Source organism: Curtobacterium sp. 1544 (assembly GCF_040544915.1).
In the GTDB taxonomy this organism is placed as follows: domain Bacteria; phylum Actinomycetota; class Actinomycetes; order Actinomycetales; family Microbacteriaceae; genus Curtobacterium; species Curtobacterium pusillum_C.
Window position 1 is genome coordinate 19172 of record NZ_JBEPKX010000021.1, and the last position, 15589, is coordinate 34760.

The 15589-nt window shown below is 64.5% G+C and carries 14 protein-coding genes; 8 read left to right on the plus strand and 6 right to left on the minus strand.

Features of this window, described 5'->3' with window-relative positions; translation table 11 throughout:
• Positions 1-846, minus strand: coding sequence for a hypothetical protein (locus tag ABIC61_RS12650; RefSeq protein WP_354030180.1), 846 nt, complete (start codon positions 844-846; stop codon positions 1-3).
• A gap of 95 nt (positions 847-941) precedes the next feature.
• Here ABIC61_RS12650 and ABIC61_RS12655 point away from each other — a divergent pair, with 95 nt between their 5' ends.
• Positions 942-1142, plus strand: a complete 201-nt coding sequence (locus tag ABIC61_RS12655; protein WP_079237127.1) for a hypothetical protein — start codon at positions 942-944, stop codon at positions 1140-1142.
• Between the two features lie 7 nt (positions 1143-1149).
• Here the strand turns inward: ABIC61_RS12655 and ABIC61_RS12660 are convergent, their stop codons facing one another.
• Both ABIC61_RS12660 and ABIC61_RS12665 read right to left on the minus strand, forming a co-directional pair.
• Positions 1150-1968, minus strand: coding sequence for an aldo/keto reductase (locus ABIC61_RS12660; protein WP_354030181.1), 819 nt, complete (start codon positions 1966-1968; stop codon positions 1150-1152).
• Between the two features lie 128 nt (positions 1969-2096).
• Complete coding sequence (locus ABIC61_RS12665) at positions 2097-3302, minus strand: MFS transporter (protein ID WP_354030182.1); 1206 nt, start codon at positions 3300-3302, stop codon at positions 2097-2099.
• A gap of 378 nt (positions 3303-3680) precedes the next feature.
• Between ABIC61_RS12665 and nrdH the strand changes: the two genes are divergently transcribed.
• The 6 genes from nrdH (at position 3681) to ABIC61_RS12695 (ending at position 10455) form a co-directional block, all read left to right on the plus strand.
• Positions 3681-3914: a glutaredoxin-like protein NrdH gene (gene nrdH / locus ABIC61_RS12670; RefSeq protein ID WP_017886897.1), complete on the plus strand. Its 234-nt coding sequence runs from the start codon at positions 3681-3683 to the stop codon at positions 3912-3914.
• A gap of 109 nt (positions 3915-4023) precedes the next feature.
• Entirely contained in the window at positions 4024-4440 is a 417-nt protein-coding gene (gene nrdI, locus ABIC61_RS12675; protein WP_144750933.1) for a class Ib ribonucleoside-diphosphate reductase assembly flavoprotein NrdI, read from the plus strand.
• 17 nt (positions 4441-4457) lie between these two features.
• The gene (gene nrdE, locus ABIC61_RS12680; RefSeq protein WP_354030216.1) at positions 4458-6563 is read left to right on the plus strand and encodes a class 1b ribonucleoside-diphosphate reductase subunit alpha; all 2106 of its coding nucleotides are present in this window, start codon (positions 4458-4460) and stop codon (positions 6561-6563) included.
• Positions 6564-6667: 104 nt separating this feature from the next.
• Complete coding sequence (gene nrdF / locus ABIC61_RS12685; RefSeq protein ID WP_079237121.1) at positions 6668-7642, plus strand: class 1b ribonucleoside-diphosphate reductase subunit beta; 975 nt, start codon at positions 6668-6670, stop codon at positions 7640-7642.
• Positions 7643-8380: 738 nt separating this feature from the next.
• Complete coding sequence (locus ABIC61_RS12690; RefSeq protein WP_354030183.1) at positions 8381-9478, plus strand: site-specific integrase; 1098 nt, start codon at positions 8381-8383, stop codon at positions 9476-9478.
• Positions 9475-10455 carry a hypothetical protein gene (locus ABIC61_RS12695; RefSeq protein ID WP_354030184.1) on the plus strand — a complete coding sequence of 327 codons (981 nt, stop codon included), beginning with the start codon at positions 9475-9477 and terminating at the stop codon, positions 10453-10455. The genes ABIC61_RS12690 and ABIC61_RS12695 overlap by 4 nt, the downstream gene beginning before the upstream one ends.
• 140 nt (positions 10456-10595) lie before the next feature.
• On the opposite strand, the gene ABIC61_RS12700 is transcribed toward ABIC61_RS12695, so the two are convergent.
• Together ABIC61_RS12700 and ABIC61_RS12705 are read right to left on the minus strand one after the other, a co-directional pair.
• Positions 10596-11072, minus strand: a complete 477-nt coding sequence (locus tag ABIC61_RS12700; protein ID WP_354030185.1) for a hypothetical protein — start codon at positions 11070-11072, stop codon at positions 10596-10598.
• A 37-nt stretch (positions 11073-11109) separates the two neighbouring features.
• Positions 11110-11565 (minus strand): hypothetical protein, encoded by a 456-nt coding sequence (locus tag ABIC61_RS12705; protein ID WP_354030186.1) that lies wholly within the window; start codon positions 11563-11565, stop codon positions 11110-11112.
• A 916-nt stretch (positions 11566-12481) separates the two neighbouring features.
• Between ABIC61_RS12705 and ABIC61_RS12710 the strand changes: the two genes are divergently transcribed.
• Complete coding sequence (locus ABIC61_RS12710; RefSeq protein WP_354030187.1) at positions 12482-15073, plus strand: SIR2 family protein; 2592 nt, start codon at positions 12482-12484, stop codon at positions 15071-15073.
• A gap of 79 nt (positions 15074-15152) precedes the next feature.
• On the opposite strand, the gene ABIC61_RS12715 is transcribed toward ABIC61_RS12710, so the two are convergent.
• A complete protein-coding gene (locus ABIC61_RS12715; protein WP_354030188.1) occupies positions 15153-15497 on the minus strand; it encodes a histone-like nucleoid-structuring protein Lsr2 in 345 nt (114 codons plus the stop codon).
• Positions 15498-15589 lie beyond the last annotated feature (92 nt).

Below are 15589 nucleotides of genomic sequence, written 5' to 3' on the forward strand. Positions count from 1 at the left end.
TCAGCGCGTGGCGGGGTCCAGGTTGAGGATCGTGTCCTCGTAGATCCAGCCGTTGTCCCGCACCTTCATGGTGGGGTTGAGCCAGCGGAGCTCTGCCATCGTGATGCCGAAGCGCTCCGCCACGGTGGTCTGTTCGTCACCGTGGGCGACCTGGTACGTCGACGGAGTGCCGCCGTCGGAGAAGACCTTGCCGTCCTTGCCGAACACGTAGCCGTACGCGCCGGGGCGGTCCTTGCCGACGGTCACGTGGAGGTCCGGGAACGGGGCGGGGAGCTTCCACGGCAGGGCTCCGACCGCCAGGACGGATCCCACCCACGGACGCGTGTCCGAGTCGCCGCCTTCCTTGGGTGCCGGGACGAGGACGACGTCGTGCAGCCAGTCCGGGTAGGCACCGGCCGCTGCGAGACTGACGGTCGCCGGTGCGTCCGCGTTGGGCTCCCAGGTGGTGGCGGCGACGGCCGCGTTGTCCCAGTAGTCGCCGTACTTCGCCGTGCGGCGGAACTCGACCGTCATCGGCTGCGGTTCCGTCGTCCGGTAGTCCGAGAACTGCGCCTCGAACCGGCCGTGGTCGTCGGCGACCACCCGGACGTGGATGCTGGTGTCCCCGCTCTTCGACACCGCATCGGTCTCGGCGACGACGGTGCCCGCCGGGACGATCTGCTTCGACGCGACGTGCTCCGTGCCGGGCGTCGAGTCCGGCTTCGGCGTCTGGCCGGTGGCGTCCTCGGCCGCCCGGGTCGGCTTCGGCACGCTGTCGTCCCCGCCGAACGCCGTGCATCCCGTGAGCAGCAGCCCCGTCAGTACCGTGCCGATGACCGCTGTCGTCGCGGTGCGTGGTCCTCGCATCGTTCCCCCTCGCCGAGATCGTAACGGGGGCGTGTGGGGAAGACAGCCGTCGTGACCGAACTGGTACTCGGGACACAGCGCCTACCGTGCACGGCATGAGTGACCTCGCACCGAACGAACCCGGTCCCGAACCGACCGATGCCCGCACCGACGACGACCTCGAGCAGGACGGCATCGATCCGTCGAAGGTGGTCGCTGCTCCCGGGACGGGAGGCTCCGACGACGCCGGCGACGTCGAGCCCGAACCGGGCGACCTGCACCTGCCGTGGCAGTCGGAGGAGGACCGCCGGCCCTAGCGCGCCCTCACGACACCGAGTCCGGGTGCGACCCCGTCCGCTGCCCCGACTCGAGCGACGCGATCGCCGCCAGCTCGTCGTCGCTCAGCACGAACCCGTCGACGTCGAGGTTCGACCGGATGCGCGACGGCGTCACCGACTTCGGCAGCACCACCACCCCCTGCTGGACGTTCCACCGCACGAGCACCTGCGCAACGCTCACCCCGTGGGCGTCCGCGATGCCCGTGAGCACCGGTTCCTCGATGAGCCGGCCGCGCCCGAGCGGCGACCACGCACCCGTCACGATTCCGTGCCGCTCGTGGAACGCCATGAGGTCGCGCTGCGGCAACCACGGGTGCCGCTCGACCTGGTTGAGCGCCGGGACCTCGCCGGTCTCGCCGATGATCCGTTCCAGGTGCGGCACCTGGAAGTTCGAGACACCGACGCTGCGCGCCCGGCCGGACTCGCGCAGCTCGACGAGTGCCCGCCAGGTCTCGACGTAGCGGTCGTTCGCCGCGGCCGGCCAGTGGATGAGGTACAGGTCGACGGTGTCGAGTCCCAGCCGCTCGAGACTGCCGTCGAACGCCCGCAGGGTCGCGTCGCGCCCCTGGTGGTCGTTCCACACCTTGGTCGTCACGAAGACGTCGTCACGGTCCAGCCTGGAGGCACGGATCGCCTTCCCGACGCCGGTCTCGTTGCCGTACATCTCGGCTGTGTCGACGTGCCGGTAGCCGGCGTCCAGCGCCAGACCGACGGCCGTCTCGGCTTCGGCGTCGTCGACCTTGTAGACGCCGAAGCCGATCGCGGGGATCGATGCGCCGTCGCGGAGGGGGACTGAGGTGACCATGCACCCATCCTGCCGATCGTGGCGGGCGCATGCCGCGCCTCCAGGCCGGGTTTCGCACCACGAGATCGACGTGACGCGCGTCGATCGACGCGCGGGATTTCGAAACGCGCGTGTTTCGACGACCGGGGTCAAGTGGGGATCGTCACCGGCTCGGTGTCGGGGATCGGGCTCGCGTCGCGACCGCGCAGGTCGGGGAGCCACCGCTTCGTGACGAGGGGCAGGACGACCCCGACGGCGGCCATCACGGCGCTGACCATCATGCCGCCGGACGCTCCGTGGCTGTCGATGAGGAAGCCCGCGACCGCCGAACCGCCCGCAGCCCCGATGAGCTGGCCGGTGCCCATCCAGCCGTAGGCCTCTGCCGTGTCCGAGAACTTCACCGTCGCGGACACCGACCCGAACATGACGGCGAGGGCCGGGGCGATGCCCGCACCCGCGATCACGAGCGCGAGGCAGAGCCACCAGAAGTTCGTGCCGCCGACGGCCAGGGCGAGCCCAACGAACACGATCGACATGCGCGTCCACAGGGTGTTCCGTGAGATCGGGCGGTGGCCGAGCGTCAGACCGCCGATGAGCGAACCGACCGCGAAGACGGCCAGGACGATGCCGGCGTTCGGGCTGCCCTCGCCGAAGACGCTCGTGACGCTCGCCTCGACCGCGGCGCACGCCCCGATGAGGAGGAGTCCGGTGAGGGTGGCCACGACGACGGACGGCCGCTTCAGCACGACGCCGAACGCCCGCTTCGACCGGGGGATGCGGACCCGGCCGAGCTCGGGGGAGCCGATGAACCAGGCGCCACCGACGACCAGGAACACCATCGCGAGGACGATCGCCTGCACGGTGCCGACCTGCGTCGCGACGAACGTGGTGATGACCGGGCCGGCGACCCAGATGAGTTCCTGCGCGCTCGCGTCGAGGGAGAAGAGGGGAGTGAGCTGCGAAGAGGTCACCATCTTGGGGTAGATGGTGCGCACGGCGGGCTGCACGGGCGGGACCGCGAGGCCGCCGATGAACCCGACGACCACGTACCCCCAGAGCGGCATGACCACGAAGGCGATCACGCCCATGCTCACGAGCGCGAAGATGCTCGTCAGGACGAGGACCGGACGCATGCCCCAGCTGCCCATCCACCGACTGGTGAGCGGGCCCGCGAGCGCCTGGCCGACACTCGTGGTCGCGAGCACGAGGCCCGCGGCGCCGTACGAGTGGAAGACGTGCTCGACGTGCAGCAGGTAGGCCAGCGACAGCATCCCGAACGGGAAGCGTGCGGTGAGCTGCGCGGCGATGACACGACCCACGCCAGGGGTCTTCAGGAGGGGGCCGTACGTGCTCACGACACGAGTGTACGGACCGGACGGCAGGGGGTGTCACCCGTCCGGGGGAGGTGTGGACGGCGGTCCGCTCGCGAGGCATCCGCGACACGCCGACGCGCTGATTCCACACATGTGGATCGAACCTGTCCACGGGTGTGGGGAAGTGTCGGTGGTCGGCTGGAGAATGGCGGAATCACGGGCCTCTCCGAGCTGTTCACACTGTGGAGGAGCTTGTGGAGAACTACACGGCTGTAACACTTCCTCTTGTGGTCGGTGACTCCGCCAGCCACTAGATGTAGTGTGGAGCCATCGCAGCGGCCCCTCCCGGACCTCGGCTGCGGACCAGCATCAGCACCACCTCCACAGCACGTACCACCCAGCAAGAAACCAGGGGAGAACATGGCCGTCACCGTCTACACCAAGCCGTCCTGCGTCCAGTGCACCGCGACGTACCGGGCCCTCGACAACAAGGGCATCGAGTACGAAGTGCACGACGTCTCCACGGACGAGGCCGCGCTCGAGCACGTCAAGAGCCTCGGCTACATGCAGGCCCCCGTCGTCGTGACCGACGACGACCACTGGTCGGGCTTCCGCCCCGACAAGATCGCGACGCTCAGCGCCGAACTGGCGTAACGCGCTTCACGTCCGCGGGTGGTGCCCCGAGCTCGTTCAGGAGGCTCGGATCACCACCCCGGACACCCCACGGTCCGTCTGTCCGCACCTTCTCACCCGGAGGGGCACCATGAGCCGACTGGTCTACTTCTCGAGCGTGTCCGGGTACACCGCGCGCTTCGTCGAGAAGCTCGGCCGCGACGCGGACCGGATCCCGCTCTACCCGAGCGACCCGTTCCTCCACGTGGACGAGCCCTACGTGCTGTTCCTGCCCACCTACGGCGGCGGCAACGGCGAGGGCGCGGTCCCCAAGCAGGTCATCAAGTTCCTCAACGACGCGCACAACCGCTCGCTCATCCGCGGTGTGGTCGTCGGCGGCAACACGAACTTCGGTGAGGCCTACGGCCTCGCGGGGGACGTCATCGCACAGAAGTGCAACGTCCCCGTTCTCTACAGATTCGAACTCTTCGGGACCCCTGACGACGTGTCGGCGGTCAACTCAGGATTGGATGCATTTTGGACGCAGCAGTTGCAGACGTCGATCTGACGTCGCCGCAGACGGGGATGGACTACCACTCCCTCAACGCGATGCTCAACCTCTACGACGCGGACGGGAACATCCAGTTCGACAAGGATCGTGAGGCCGCCAAGCAGTTCTTCCTGCAGCACGTCAACCAGAACACCGTCTTCTTCCACAACCTGAAGGAGCGGCTCGACTACCTGGTCGAGAACGAGTACTACGAGCGCGAGACGATCGACATGTACTCGCTCGAGTTCATCCAGAAGCTCAACGACCTGGCGTACTCGAAGAAGTTCCGGTTCCAGACGTTCCTCGGCGCGTTCAAGTACTACACGAGCTACACGCTCAAGACGTTCGACGGCAAGCGCTACCTCGAGCGCTTCGAGGACCGCGTCGTGATGACCGCCCTCGGCCTGGCGCAGGGCAACGAGCAGCTCGCGATCGACCTCGTCGAGGAGATCGTCGCCGGCCGCTTCCAGCCGGCGACCCCGACGTTCCTCAACACCGCGAAGGCCCAGCGCGGCGAGCTCGTCTCCTGCTTCCTCCTCCGCATCGAGGACAACATGGAGTCGATCTCGCGCGGCATCAACTCCTCGCTGCAGCTCTCGAAGCGCGGCGGCGGCGTGGCCCTGCTCCTCTCCAACATCCGCGAGGCCGGCGCCCCGATCAAGCAGATCGAGAACCAGTCCTCGGGCATCATCCCCGTGATGAAGCTGCTGGAAGACTCCTTCTCCTACGCGAACCAACTCGGTGCGCGTCAGGGTGCCGGTGCCGTCTACCTGTCGGCGCACCACCCGGACATCATGCGGTTCCTCGACACCAAGCGTGAGAACGCCGACGAGAAGATCCGCATCAAGACGCTCTCGCTGGGCGTCGTCGTGCCGGACATCACGTTCGAGCTCGCGAAGAACAACGAGGACATGTACCTGTTCTCGCCGTACGACGTCGAGAAGGTCTACGGCGTCCCGTTCGGCGACGTCCCGATCTCCGAGAACTACCGCGCGATGGTCGACGACCCGCGCATCAAGAAGACGAAGATCAAGGCGCGTGACTTCTTCACGACGATCGCCGAGATCCAGTTCGAGTCGGGCTACCCGTACATCGTGTTCGAGGACACGGTGAACAAGGCCAACCCGATCAAGGGTCGGATCAACATGTCCAACCTGTGCTCGGAGATCCTGCAGGTCAACACGCCGACCACGTTCAACGAGGACCTCTCATACAAGGAGATCGGTAAGGACATCTCCTGCAACCTCGGCTCGCTGAACATCGCGCTGACGATGGACTCGCCGGACTTCGGTCGCACCATCGAGACCGCCATCCGCGGCCTCACCTCGGTGTCGCAGATGTCGCACATCTCGTCGGTCCGCTCCGTCGAGGACGGCAACGACAAGTCGCACGCCATCGGCCTCGGCCAGATGAACCTGCACGGCTACCTCGCTCGCGAGCGCGTGTACTACGGCTCCGAAGAGGGCATCGACTTCACGAACATCTACTTCTACACGGTGCTGTTCCACGCCCTGCGTGCGTCGAACACGATCGCGATCGAGACCGGCGAGACCTTCGACGGCTTCCGCGACTCGAAGTACGCGTCGGGTGAGTTCTTCGACAAGTACACCGACGCCGTCTGGGCACCCGCGACTTCGCGCGTGGAGGAGCTCTTCGCCAAGGCGAACATCGCGATCCCGACGCAGGAGGACTGGGCCGCGCTGAAGGCCTCCGTCCAGGAGCACGGCATCTACAACCAGAACCTGCAGGCCGTCCCGCCGACCGGTTCGATCTCGTACATCAACCACTCCACCTCGTCGATCCACCCGATCGCGTCGAAGATCGAGATCCGCAAGGAAGGCAAGCTCGGTCGCGTCTACTACCCGGCGCCGTTCATGACGAACGACAACCTGGACTACTACCAGGACGCGTACGAGATCGGCCCGGAGAAGATCATCGACACGTACGCCGCGGCGACGCAGCACGTGGACCAGGGTCTGTCGCTCACGCTGTTCTTCAAGGACACCGCGACCACGCGCGACATCAACAAGGCGCAGATCTACGCATGGCGCAAGGGCATCAAGACGATCTACTACATCCGTCTGCGCCAGCTCGCGCTCGAGGGCACCGAGGTCGAGGGCTGCGTCAGCTGCATGCTGTAGCGGCTGGTCGCTGACGCGACTGCCCACATCCTGGAGGCGCGGTGCCAGCCCGCACCGCGCCTCCAGCCCGTCACTTAGTCACCATCTCTACAAAGGAACGTGCGTTGGTCGAGAAGCTGAAGCTCATCGATTCGGTCCAGGCCATCAACTGGAACCGCATCCAGGACGACAAGGACGTCGAGGTCTGGAACCGCCTCGTCAACAACTTCTGGCTGCCCGAGAAGGTGCCGCTGTCGAACGACGTGCAGTCGTGGAACACGCTCACGCCGGCCGAGCAGAAGCTGACCATGCGCGTCTTCACCGGACTGACGCTCCTGGACACCATCCAGGGCACCGTCGGCGCCGTGTCGCTCATCCCCGACGCGATCACCCCGCACGAAGAAGCCGTCTACACGAACATCGCGTTCATGGAGTCGGTGCACGCCAAGAGCTACTCGTCGATCTTCTCGACTCTCGCGTCGACGCCCGAGATCGATGAAGCCTTCCGCTGGTCCGAGGAGAACCCGAACCTGCAGAAGAAGGCCCAGATCGTCATGGACTACTACCAGGGCGACCAGCCGCTGAAGCGCAAGGTCGCCTCGACGCTGCTCGAGTCGTTCCTGTTCTACTCCGGCTTCTACCTGCCGATGCACTGGTCCTCGCGTGCGAAGCTCACGAACACCGCCGACCTCATTCGCCTGATCATCCGTGACGAAGCCGTCCACGGGTACTACATCGGGTACAAGTACCAGAAGGGGCTCGAGCAGCTCGGCCAGGCCGAGCGGGACGAGCTGAAGGACTACACGTTCTCGCTGCTGTTCGAGCTGTACGAGAACGAGGTGCAGTACACGCAGGACCTCTACGACGAAGTCGGTCTCACCGAGGACGTCAAGAAGTTCCTGCACTACAACGCCAACAAGGCGCTGATGAACCTGGGCTACGAGCCGATGTTCCCGAAGAACATCACGGACGTGAACCCGGCGATCCTGTCCGCCCTGTCGCCGAACGCTGACGAGAACCACGACTTCTTCTCGGGGTCGGGGTCGTCGTACGTGATCGGCAAGGCTGTGAACACTGAGGACGAGGACTGGGACTTCTAGGTCTCGCTCGCACTGGGGAGCGCCCCGCTGGCTTCGGCCGGCGGGGCGTTGGATCGCAGCCATACGTGGGTTTCGTCAAGCTACCTTGCTCATCGGGCTGATCTCGGCGCCCGACATTGGGTGCCATCGTCCGACTTTGGGTGCCATCTCGCTCTCGCATCCTGCTTATGCGGAGACGTGGGCTGGTGGCTTCGGGGTGGTATCGACCGAGCCACATGGCTGACAGCGTTGCAATCCTGACCCGACAGGCGCCTGAGCAGCCACCAGTTGCTCATCCAGGCCCGCGGTATTTTCGCCTCGATCAAGCAGATCCGTGATTTCATACGAGTTCGTTCCGGCGGAGCGATCGGATCAAAAGGAGTCCGTCCCGGTGGCATGTCCGCCGCTTGTGCGCGCTAATTCAGTCTATCGCCCGACGCTGCTTTCGTTTGCCTGCGCATGTTTAATTGCCGGCAATTTCGATCAATCCGATAAGAACTATTATCGGAGCTGACGCGGCAGGCGTGCACAGTGCCGCCGACGGCAAAAACGACGGCAAAAACGACGGCAGAAACGAGGGCAAGTGGACGAGGCGGGCGAGACCATCGAGATGGGTCGCGCGATGAGCTCGCCGGGCGTTCGCACTGTTCGTCGCGGTGCGTCTGCTGAGGAGCGTGCCGCGGCAGGCGGTCCCGGACAGCGTTCGCGCGGCTCCGCACCGCTGCGGGGGAGGGGCGCCCGGCTAGTTCGGGTGCCGTGGTGGTGCCGGCGGACGCGTCGCCGCGCGTCTTTGCCGAAGCGTCCCTGTCGCCGAACACGATCCGCGCGTACCGGTCGGACCTGCGGCATTTCGCGCGGTGGCGGGCCGGTTTCCTCGACCACGAGATCTCCGAACCGCACGAGCTCGAGCAGGTCAGTACCGCGCCGGTCGATCCGACCGAGGTTGCGGCGTTCCTCGCGGATAAGGCCAACGCTGTCCTCGCCGATGGCGGCCAGCGGTACGCGCCGGCAACGATCAGTCGCTACGTCGCCGCGATCGACTGGGAACACGCTCGCCGCGGCCACACCCCACCCGGCTCCACCCCGATCGTCCGCGACGTGTTGAAGGGCATCCGCCGCACCCGGTCGGTGCCGGTGCGGCGGGCGAAGCCGATGACGCTGAAGGCGCTGCAGACGACGCTGCTGCAGATCGACGTCGCTGACCTGCAGACCGGTGTCCTAGGGACCCGCGATCAGGCGTTGCTGCTGTTCAGATTCGTCGGCGCGTTCCGCGAATCCGAACTCACTGCGCTGACGGTCGCCGATCTCCGCCTCTTCGATGGCGAGGGCGTCTACGCCCGTGTCCGGAAGTCCAAGACCGACCAGGACGGCGCCGGCCGGATCAAGGTGCTGCAACAGGGCGCGAACCCGGTCACCTGCGTCCCCTGCGCGTACGTCCGACTGTCCCGACTGATGGCCGCGCAGGACGCCCGCGGTGAAGCGGGCCTCTTCGCCGCGTTCACCGGCGCGAGTCTCGCCGTGCACATCTGCGCCGACGGGCTCGGCCCGGATCGGTTGCCGCCGTCGATGCCGTTCTTCCGAGCCGTGTCGAAGTGGGGCCTGTTCCGGAGCAGCGGCATCAGCCCGACCACGGTAGGGAAGGCCGTCGCCCGCCGCGCGAGGGCCGCCGGGCTCGGGGAGGACGGCTGGTCTGGGCACTCCCTCCGCGCCGGATTCGTCACCGAAGCACGCAACGCCGGCGCCACGGACGTGGAGATCATGAACCAGACCCACCACACCAACGCCGCCACCCTGCAGATCTACGACCGCGAATACGCACCCCTCGTCCGCAACGCGGTCACCCGGATGCGCTTGTGAACCCCCAAACCTCCCCCAAACTCGGCCTTGACAGCAGGGCACTGCTCGAGGCGCACTGGGGCCGATTCGTCGCGTGGTGCGAGGCGGCAGACCACGATTCGCTCCCTGCGACGGGAGCAACGATCGAGCAGTTCCTGACGCTGTTCCCCGGGAGCGCGTCGACGCAGCGGCTCCGCCGGCGCACGATCCGCGCACACCACCTCGCCGCCGGCATCCCGGACCCGATACCCACGGTGGAGGCCCGGGTGTGGCCGCGACCAGAAGCCCCCGACCAGGCGGCCGTTGGAGGGGTGCTCGCGGCGATCCCGAAGTACCGGTACCCGGTCGGGCTCCGCGGCCGCCGCGACGCGTTTCTCATAGTCCTCCTTGGGGTCCTCCACCTGACCCGCGAACAAGCCCGCGCTATTACCCCTGCGGACCTCGCGGTGACGAGCATTGTCCGGATCCGCGGCCACGTCGTTACCTCAGTCGACGATCCGGCGTCGTGTGCGGCGTGTGCGGTGACCCGATGGCCGCGCATCGTCGGACCCGTCTGGACCGGATTCCGCGGCGACGTCATCAGACTCCTCGACCCCACAAAGGGGAACCTCGACCGGCACGACTGCGAGCAGGCGGTACCGGGGGAATGGCGTCGGGCGGAGCAACTGCTGTTGCCGTTAGACATTCACGGTTGGGCACGAACCGGTGTCGCGTTGTCGGGACGGTCGATGACGAGCCTCATTCCGAGCCGACGAGCAGCCGCCGCTGACGGTCCACCGCAGAGGGAGGTCCTCGGATTGGTCGAGCGGCGGCCCTCACGGTTCGACACGCTCACACTGCAGGAGACCTACACCGAGCTCGGCGCTACAGAAGCCGCTGTCGACACCGCACTCGCCAGACTCACCGCCATCTGGAACGACGCTCAAACGCTCGGCGCAGACCTCGACCAGGCAGCTACTCCACGCAAGCAGGAGATAGCAGCCGATACCAACAGATAGCGGCCCACCACCGGGCGTCGATGCGCTAGCGAGGACTATCAGACATCAGCCCGCACTGGCGTCCGCTGGGCCGTTCGTAATGAGCGCGGGAAGGGCCGTGCGCACCACTGGGTGCACACGGCCCTTCCTCTCTTCCCGCGCTAGCCGGCCTCTCGATTGAGATGGATAACGTGGTCGACGGCGTCCTGCCATCCGGATGCGTCGATGTCAGCGTGGATCATGTCCGGCAGCAGGCTCGTTTGAACCGTGAACTTCAGGGCCCGAGGTACAACAGGGATCCACCATGATGCGGTCGCGAATCCTGGAACCGCGCTGGCGTTGAAGAATTCCAACGGTTGCTCGCTCCGCGGATCGTTGACCCACAGTGTCTCGTTGGCCAGGACCTCGAGTCGGACGGGTTCGCGGCCTGGCCTCGTGCCGGTGAGGTCGGGCCAGTCGTCAGGATCCTCCGACACCGCGGTTGGGTCCCAGACGAGCGTCGAGGAGAAGAGCAGCGCCTGACTATGTAACCGGAACGCATCCAGCCAGAGTGATACTGGGCCTTCGGTCGCGAGAACCAACCGGTCCTGCAGTGCCCACGGCACTTCGGCCCGGCGGAGATCGATCAGGTCGGACATGCGCTTTCCTTCCACCGTTCTACTCAGGGTCACGCGATCAGTAACGGCAGTTCAAGTTGCTGCCTGCCCCGCACTTCGCGGTGCCAGTCTTTGCGCTGTCGTAGTAGGTCGTCTTGTTGGGCGTGAAGTACGCCTCCATCTGAACCCGGTCCACGATGCCCTTACCCGCGGCGGACGTTGGGTGATCCAGGTACACGTTCCCGGACCCGGAGCCATTCTCCGGCCCGCTCTTGCCTGCGAAGGTGTCACCGCACGCCGACCCGTTGCACAGCGCTGAAATGTACGCGTAGATCTTCGTGAGGTGACCGGCGCCGGTGCGAATGGAGGTGAAGTTGTACTTGTCGGAGCGGTAGCCGGGGCTGATCTTCCAAGTCTGCCGGGTCTTGTCCGTGATGTCGCACCCGTCAGGGCTGCAGTATCCGCCGTCGATCTCGGTGTTCATCTGCCAGGTTGCGTTTGAGTTGATGGCAACACCGCGGAGCTCATAGGTCAAGCCAGACGCAAGTACGTGAACTTTCGAGGAAGCTGCCGTCGATGGGCCCTGAAGCGCATCGAGAGCATCAGCAATCGCACGCGTCTGTTCGATCGCCGACGCGTTGGAAGCCGCGCCAGGGACAGAAACGGTCTTCCCGCCCGTCGTGTCAGCCTGAAGCGACCGCAAATCTGCGGCCCATGCGTCGGCTGACTGGGGATCAGCGCTCACGGACCGGGTCACGAGCGTGCGAAGCGTCTCGTCCGGAGACCCAACGAACCAGACAGTGCCGCTGGCGGGCGTGGCCCGACCTGGGGCAGGCGTATCGGTCGGCGTCGGCGTAGATGTTCGCGTCGGCGAAGCTGTCGGAGTTGGTGACTCGGGAGCTACCGGATTGTGTGTTGACTCCGGGGCCGTGGTCGGCGCGGGCGCGGACGTTGAAGCTGGGGTTGGCGTCGCGGTCCCGTCTGCGTTCGCGATCGTCGGCAGCATCAGTGTGGCGATGACACATCCGCTTGCTACCGCCGCGGTGGTGATTGTTCGAAGCTTCATACAGGTCCCCTAACGATCGGGAGGCGACCCTCTCGCCCCCACGATGACCATCGAGCAGCAGCCAACGACCGGTCAAGAGCATTCAAGAAGGCTGTGGTGAGCATCAAGAGCCGAAGCCGGACGGGTCCCCTACGACTCCGTCGACAACTTCGATGAGCCGACGGTAGGAGTCGTGGCGCCAGGTCTAGACCCTCAGGCAGACCTGTTGCAACGTCCGCAATCGAACCCCAACGAGACGCTAGGAGCGCCGACGGACGCCGTCGCGCTGCGGTATACCCCAGCACGCCACTCTCACAGACCGCGGCCGCCCGCCGAGAGCACCAGACTTGCTTGGCAGAGACCGGTACGTGCCATAGCATCGTGTGACCGTCAGTGAGGACAACTCGTGAATGATCTAAGCCTACTTCTTGGCGATAAAGCCAATGACGCCTACGTGGCGGCACGAAGTGGTGACTACCAACTCCTGCTCGGCGCGGGCGCAAGCTTCGGAAGCAAGAACGCGCGACAGCGGCCGCTGCCAATGGCCGCTTCCCTGATCGCAATGTTGCAGGAAAAATTTCCCGCGGCCCTCATCGAAGACGGTAACTCCTTGCAGCGGGCCTATCAGCGGGCGGTCTACGACGTCGGAAAGAATGAAGTCTGGAAGTACCTCAAAGAGGTATTTGGAGGAGCCACACACGAAGAATGGTTTACGCATCTAGCCGGCTTACCGTGGGGCCGCGTGTGGACGCTAAACATCGACGACGTTTTTGAGCGGGCGTTTGCGCAGAGCCGTCGACAGAGAGTGACGCGGCTCAGGGTGATTGACTGGACTGATGAGTTCTCGGAATCAGACGACCTGCAAATCGTGCACTTGCATGGCTCAATCATCGAGCCAGAGCCTACTCCACTCGTATTCTCTTTTTCCGACTATGCTAACGCTATCGCCCGAACGCCAGTGTGGGATCAGATACTCAGGGGGAGCGTCGTTACCAAGCCGTTCATTATCATCGGTGCGAAGGGTCTGGATGAACCAGACCTAGAGGCCACTTTGGTAGCGAGCCGACCCAGTTCAACAGCCCCGTCCATCATTGTTGACCCGCATGTCACTCCGGGCCAGCGGCGCGAGATGGAACACTTGGGATACATAGTGTTCGAGGGTACTGCGGAGGATTTCACTCGACAGTGGTCCACACTTGTTGGCCTCGACTCGGCAGCCCTGGCTACCCTTTACGAAACGACCGCTGTTTCTATTCCACAGTTCTCGGAATTACGGCTCGAAGATTCTGTCATTCCATTGCGGAATCATGACTTTCTGGGCGGAAGCAAGCCTCAGTGGGCCGATGCAAGGATGGGGTCAATCGCGGAGTTCGATTGGATGTCGCGCGTACTACGAGAAAGCCGTGCTTGGGTGCGAGATCTTCAGCGCACAAGTGCTCTTCATGTCATCTTTTCCGATCGTCTAGCCGGTCTTTCGGCCGGACTGCTATTTATCGCGGCCGAACTCCGGGAAAGCGCGGCCACAATCCTTGTTTTCGACCGCGTTGCGAAATTCAACAAGAAACGAGTTCTCGATTTTTGTGCAGGGAGGGGGCCGGTGGTCATTATTTGCGACTCGTCTCATGAATTTACGATGTTTTTCGATGAGTTGCTGACTGATGCGCAGAATGAGACAGATTGCTCAATCCTCGTTATATTTGGTGAGACCACTCTGCATGAGCTGCAAGTCGACAACCACTTCCGATCGGTTACCGTGCCGCGATCGACCACTATCGTTTACAGCCGCAGGAATGCCGCTGACGCGCGACGGATTGAGTCTCTGCTCAATCGCCGCGGACGCCTTGGCCGTCTTGAGCAGCTGCCGCCAGCCGCGCGGCGAGCGCACTTTAGAGACCGGGACATCTTCGGAGCCATGGGTGAGGTAGAGGGAGCCCCGGGTTTCCAGAATCGTCTCGCTGTGGAGCTTCGATCCCTCTCCAAAGAGTGGCACGCTGACCTGCTGATGATGCTGGCCATAGCGTCCGCGGGCAACCATCAGGTAGGGATATCAGAGGCTGCTATCGGCGTTGGCGTTGGCGCCGATCAGCTCCTAAACGATATCTCCGAGCACTCGGCATTGAATGCGCTTGTCGAAGTTGCGGGGGACCTTCTATACGCGCGTCAGCGGAGCGCAGCCCTCAAGCAAATGTTTGATAGAAATGAAGCCGACGCTCGTCTGGCTTCCTTGAGTCGGGTCACGCGCAACCTTGGCGGGCTCGCTACGAGCGCAAGCTTGAAGGAGCGAAATCGGCCTGCATCGTTGGTGGGTGGTTTGATGCAGGCTCGTGTTTTGCGGAACGCCTTCAAAGGCGCCAATATTGATGCATATTACGACTCGCTGTTGCCTGTTTTTGGTGCATGGAATGCTCGCTTTTGGGAGCAGCGGGCAATCAATGCGAAGCATGAAGGGGATTGGGGACCGGCCGAGAGCTGGGCAAGCCGCGCGGTGACGATCAAAGATGACGCGTATACACAAACGACGCTTGGGACCATCTTGCTGAATAAGTCAGCGGTGTCTCTGGAGTACGGTGATCAGACTTGGATGGATCTGTATCGTCGGGGTAGAGACCACCTCGACGAGGCGTTGTATATTGATGTGGGGAACCGTGTTGCAGCCATTTCCTATCTCGAAAACACGATGAATTTGCTCCGAAGTGCGACTCGGAGTGCTTCCGGCATGAACGAGTCAGACGAGCTGGCGGTGATTAGGGCCGACTGGAGTGCGCATTACGCATCTGTGCAGCTGGTCGGTGGAGTAGATGATTCTGCCCGGCGACGAGCATCGGAGCTTGGTCGCGAGTTCGAGGCCCAGTACGGGGTACTTTCTGGGCTCTCTTTCGGCAGTGCTGAGGACTCCCCAAAACCGTCAACAAGGCGCCGCGCAGCGCCTGGGCCAGAGCAGAAGCGGTCGGGCAGAAATAGGCGTCGAAGGGCGCGTCGGAACAGACCCAACGACTGACATAAGAGCGTCGTATCGGCGTACATGAGAACGGCCGGCCACCCCGTGGGGTGGCCGGCCGATTCGCTTAAGGGAGCGGTCAGTGCGCGGCGTCGTATGCGTCGCGGACGGCCTGGCTGATGCGGCCGCGGGAGGAGACCTCGTGGCCGTTCGCGTTCGCCCACTCGCGGATCTTCGTGAGCTCTTCCGAGTTGCCACGCTTCGGTGCACTGCCGGCTGCAGCGCGGCCAGATCGACCGGTGACTTTGCGGGCTGCGGCGACATAGTCGGAGAACGCTTCGCGGAGCGCCTCGGCGTTGTCGTCGGTGAGATCGATCTCGTAGTGGCCGCCGTCGAAGGAGAAGGACACGGTGTGGCCATGGCCGTCTTCGATGGTGTCGCCGGTGAGGTCGTCGACGAGGTGCGTGGTGACTTTCTGCGCCATAGTGAGGTCGCCTTTCGCTCGGGGATCGCCTCCACCCTGGCATAGCTGACCCCGTAGAACGCTTCGTTCGCTCTTCTTCCGATCGGCCAGTC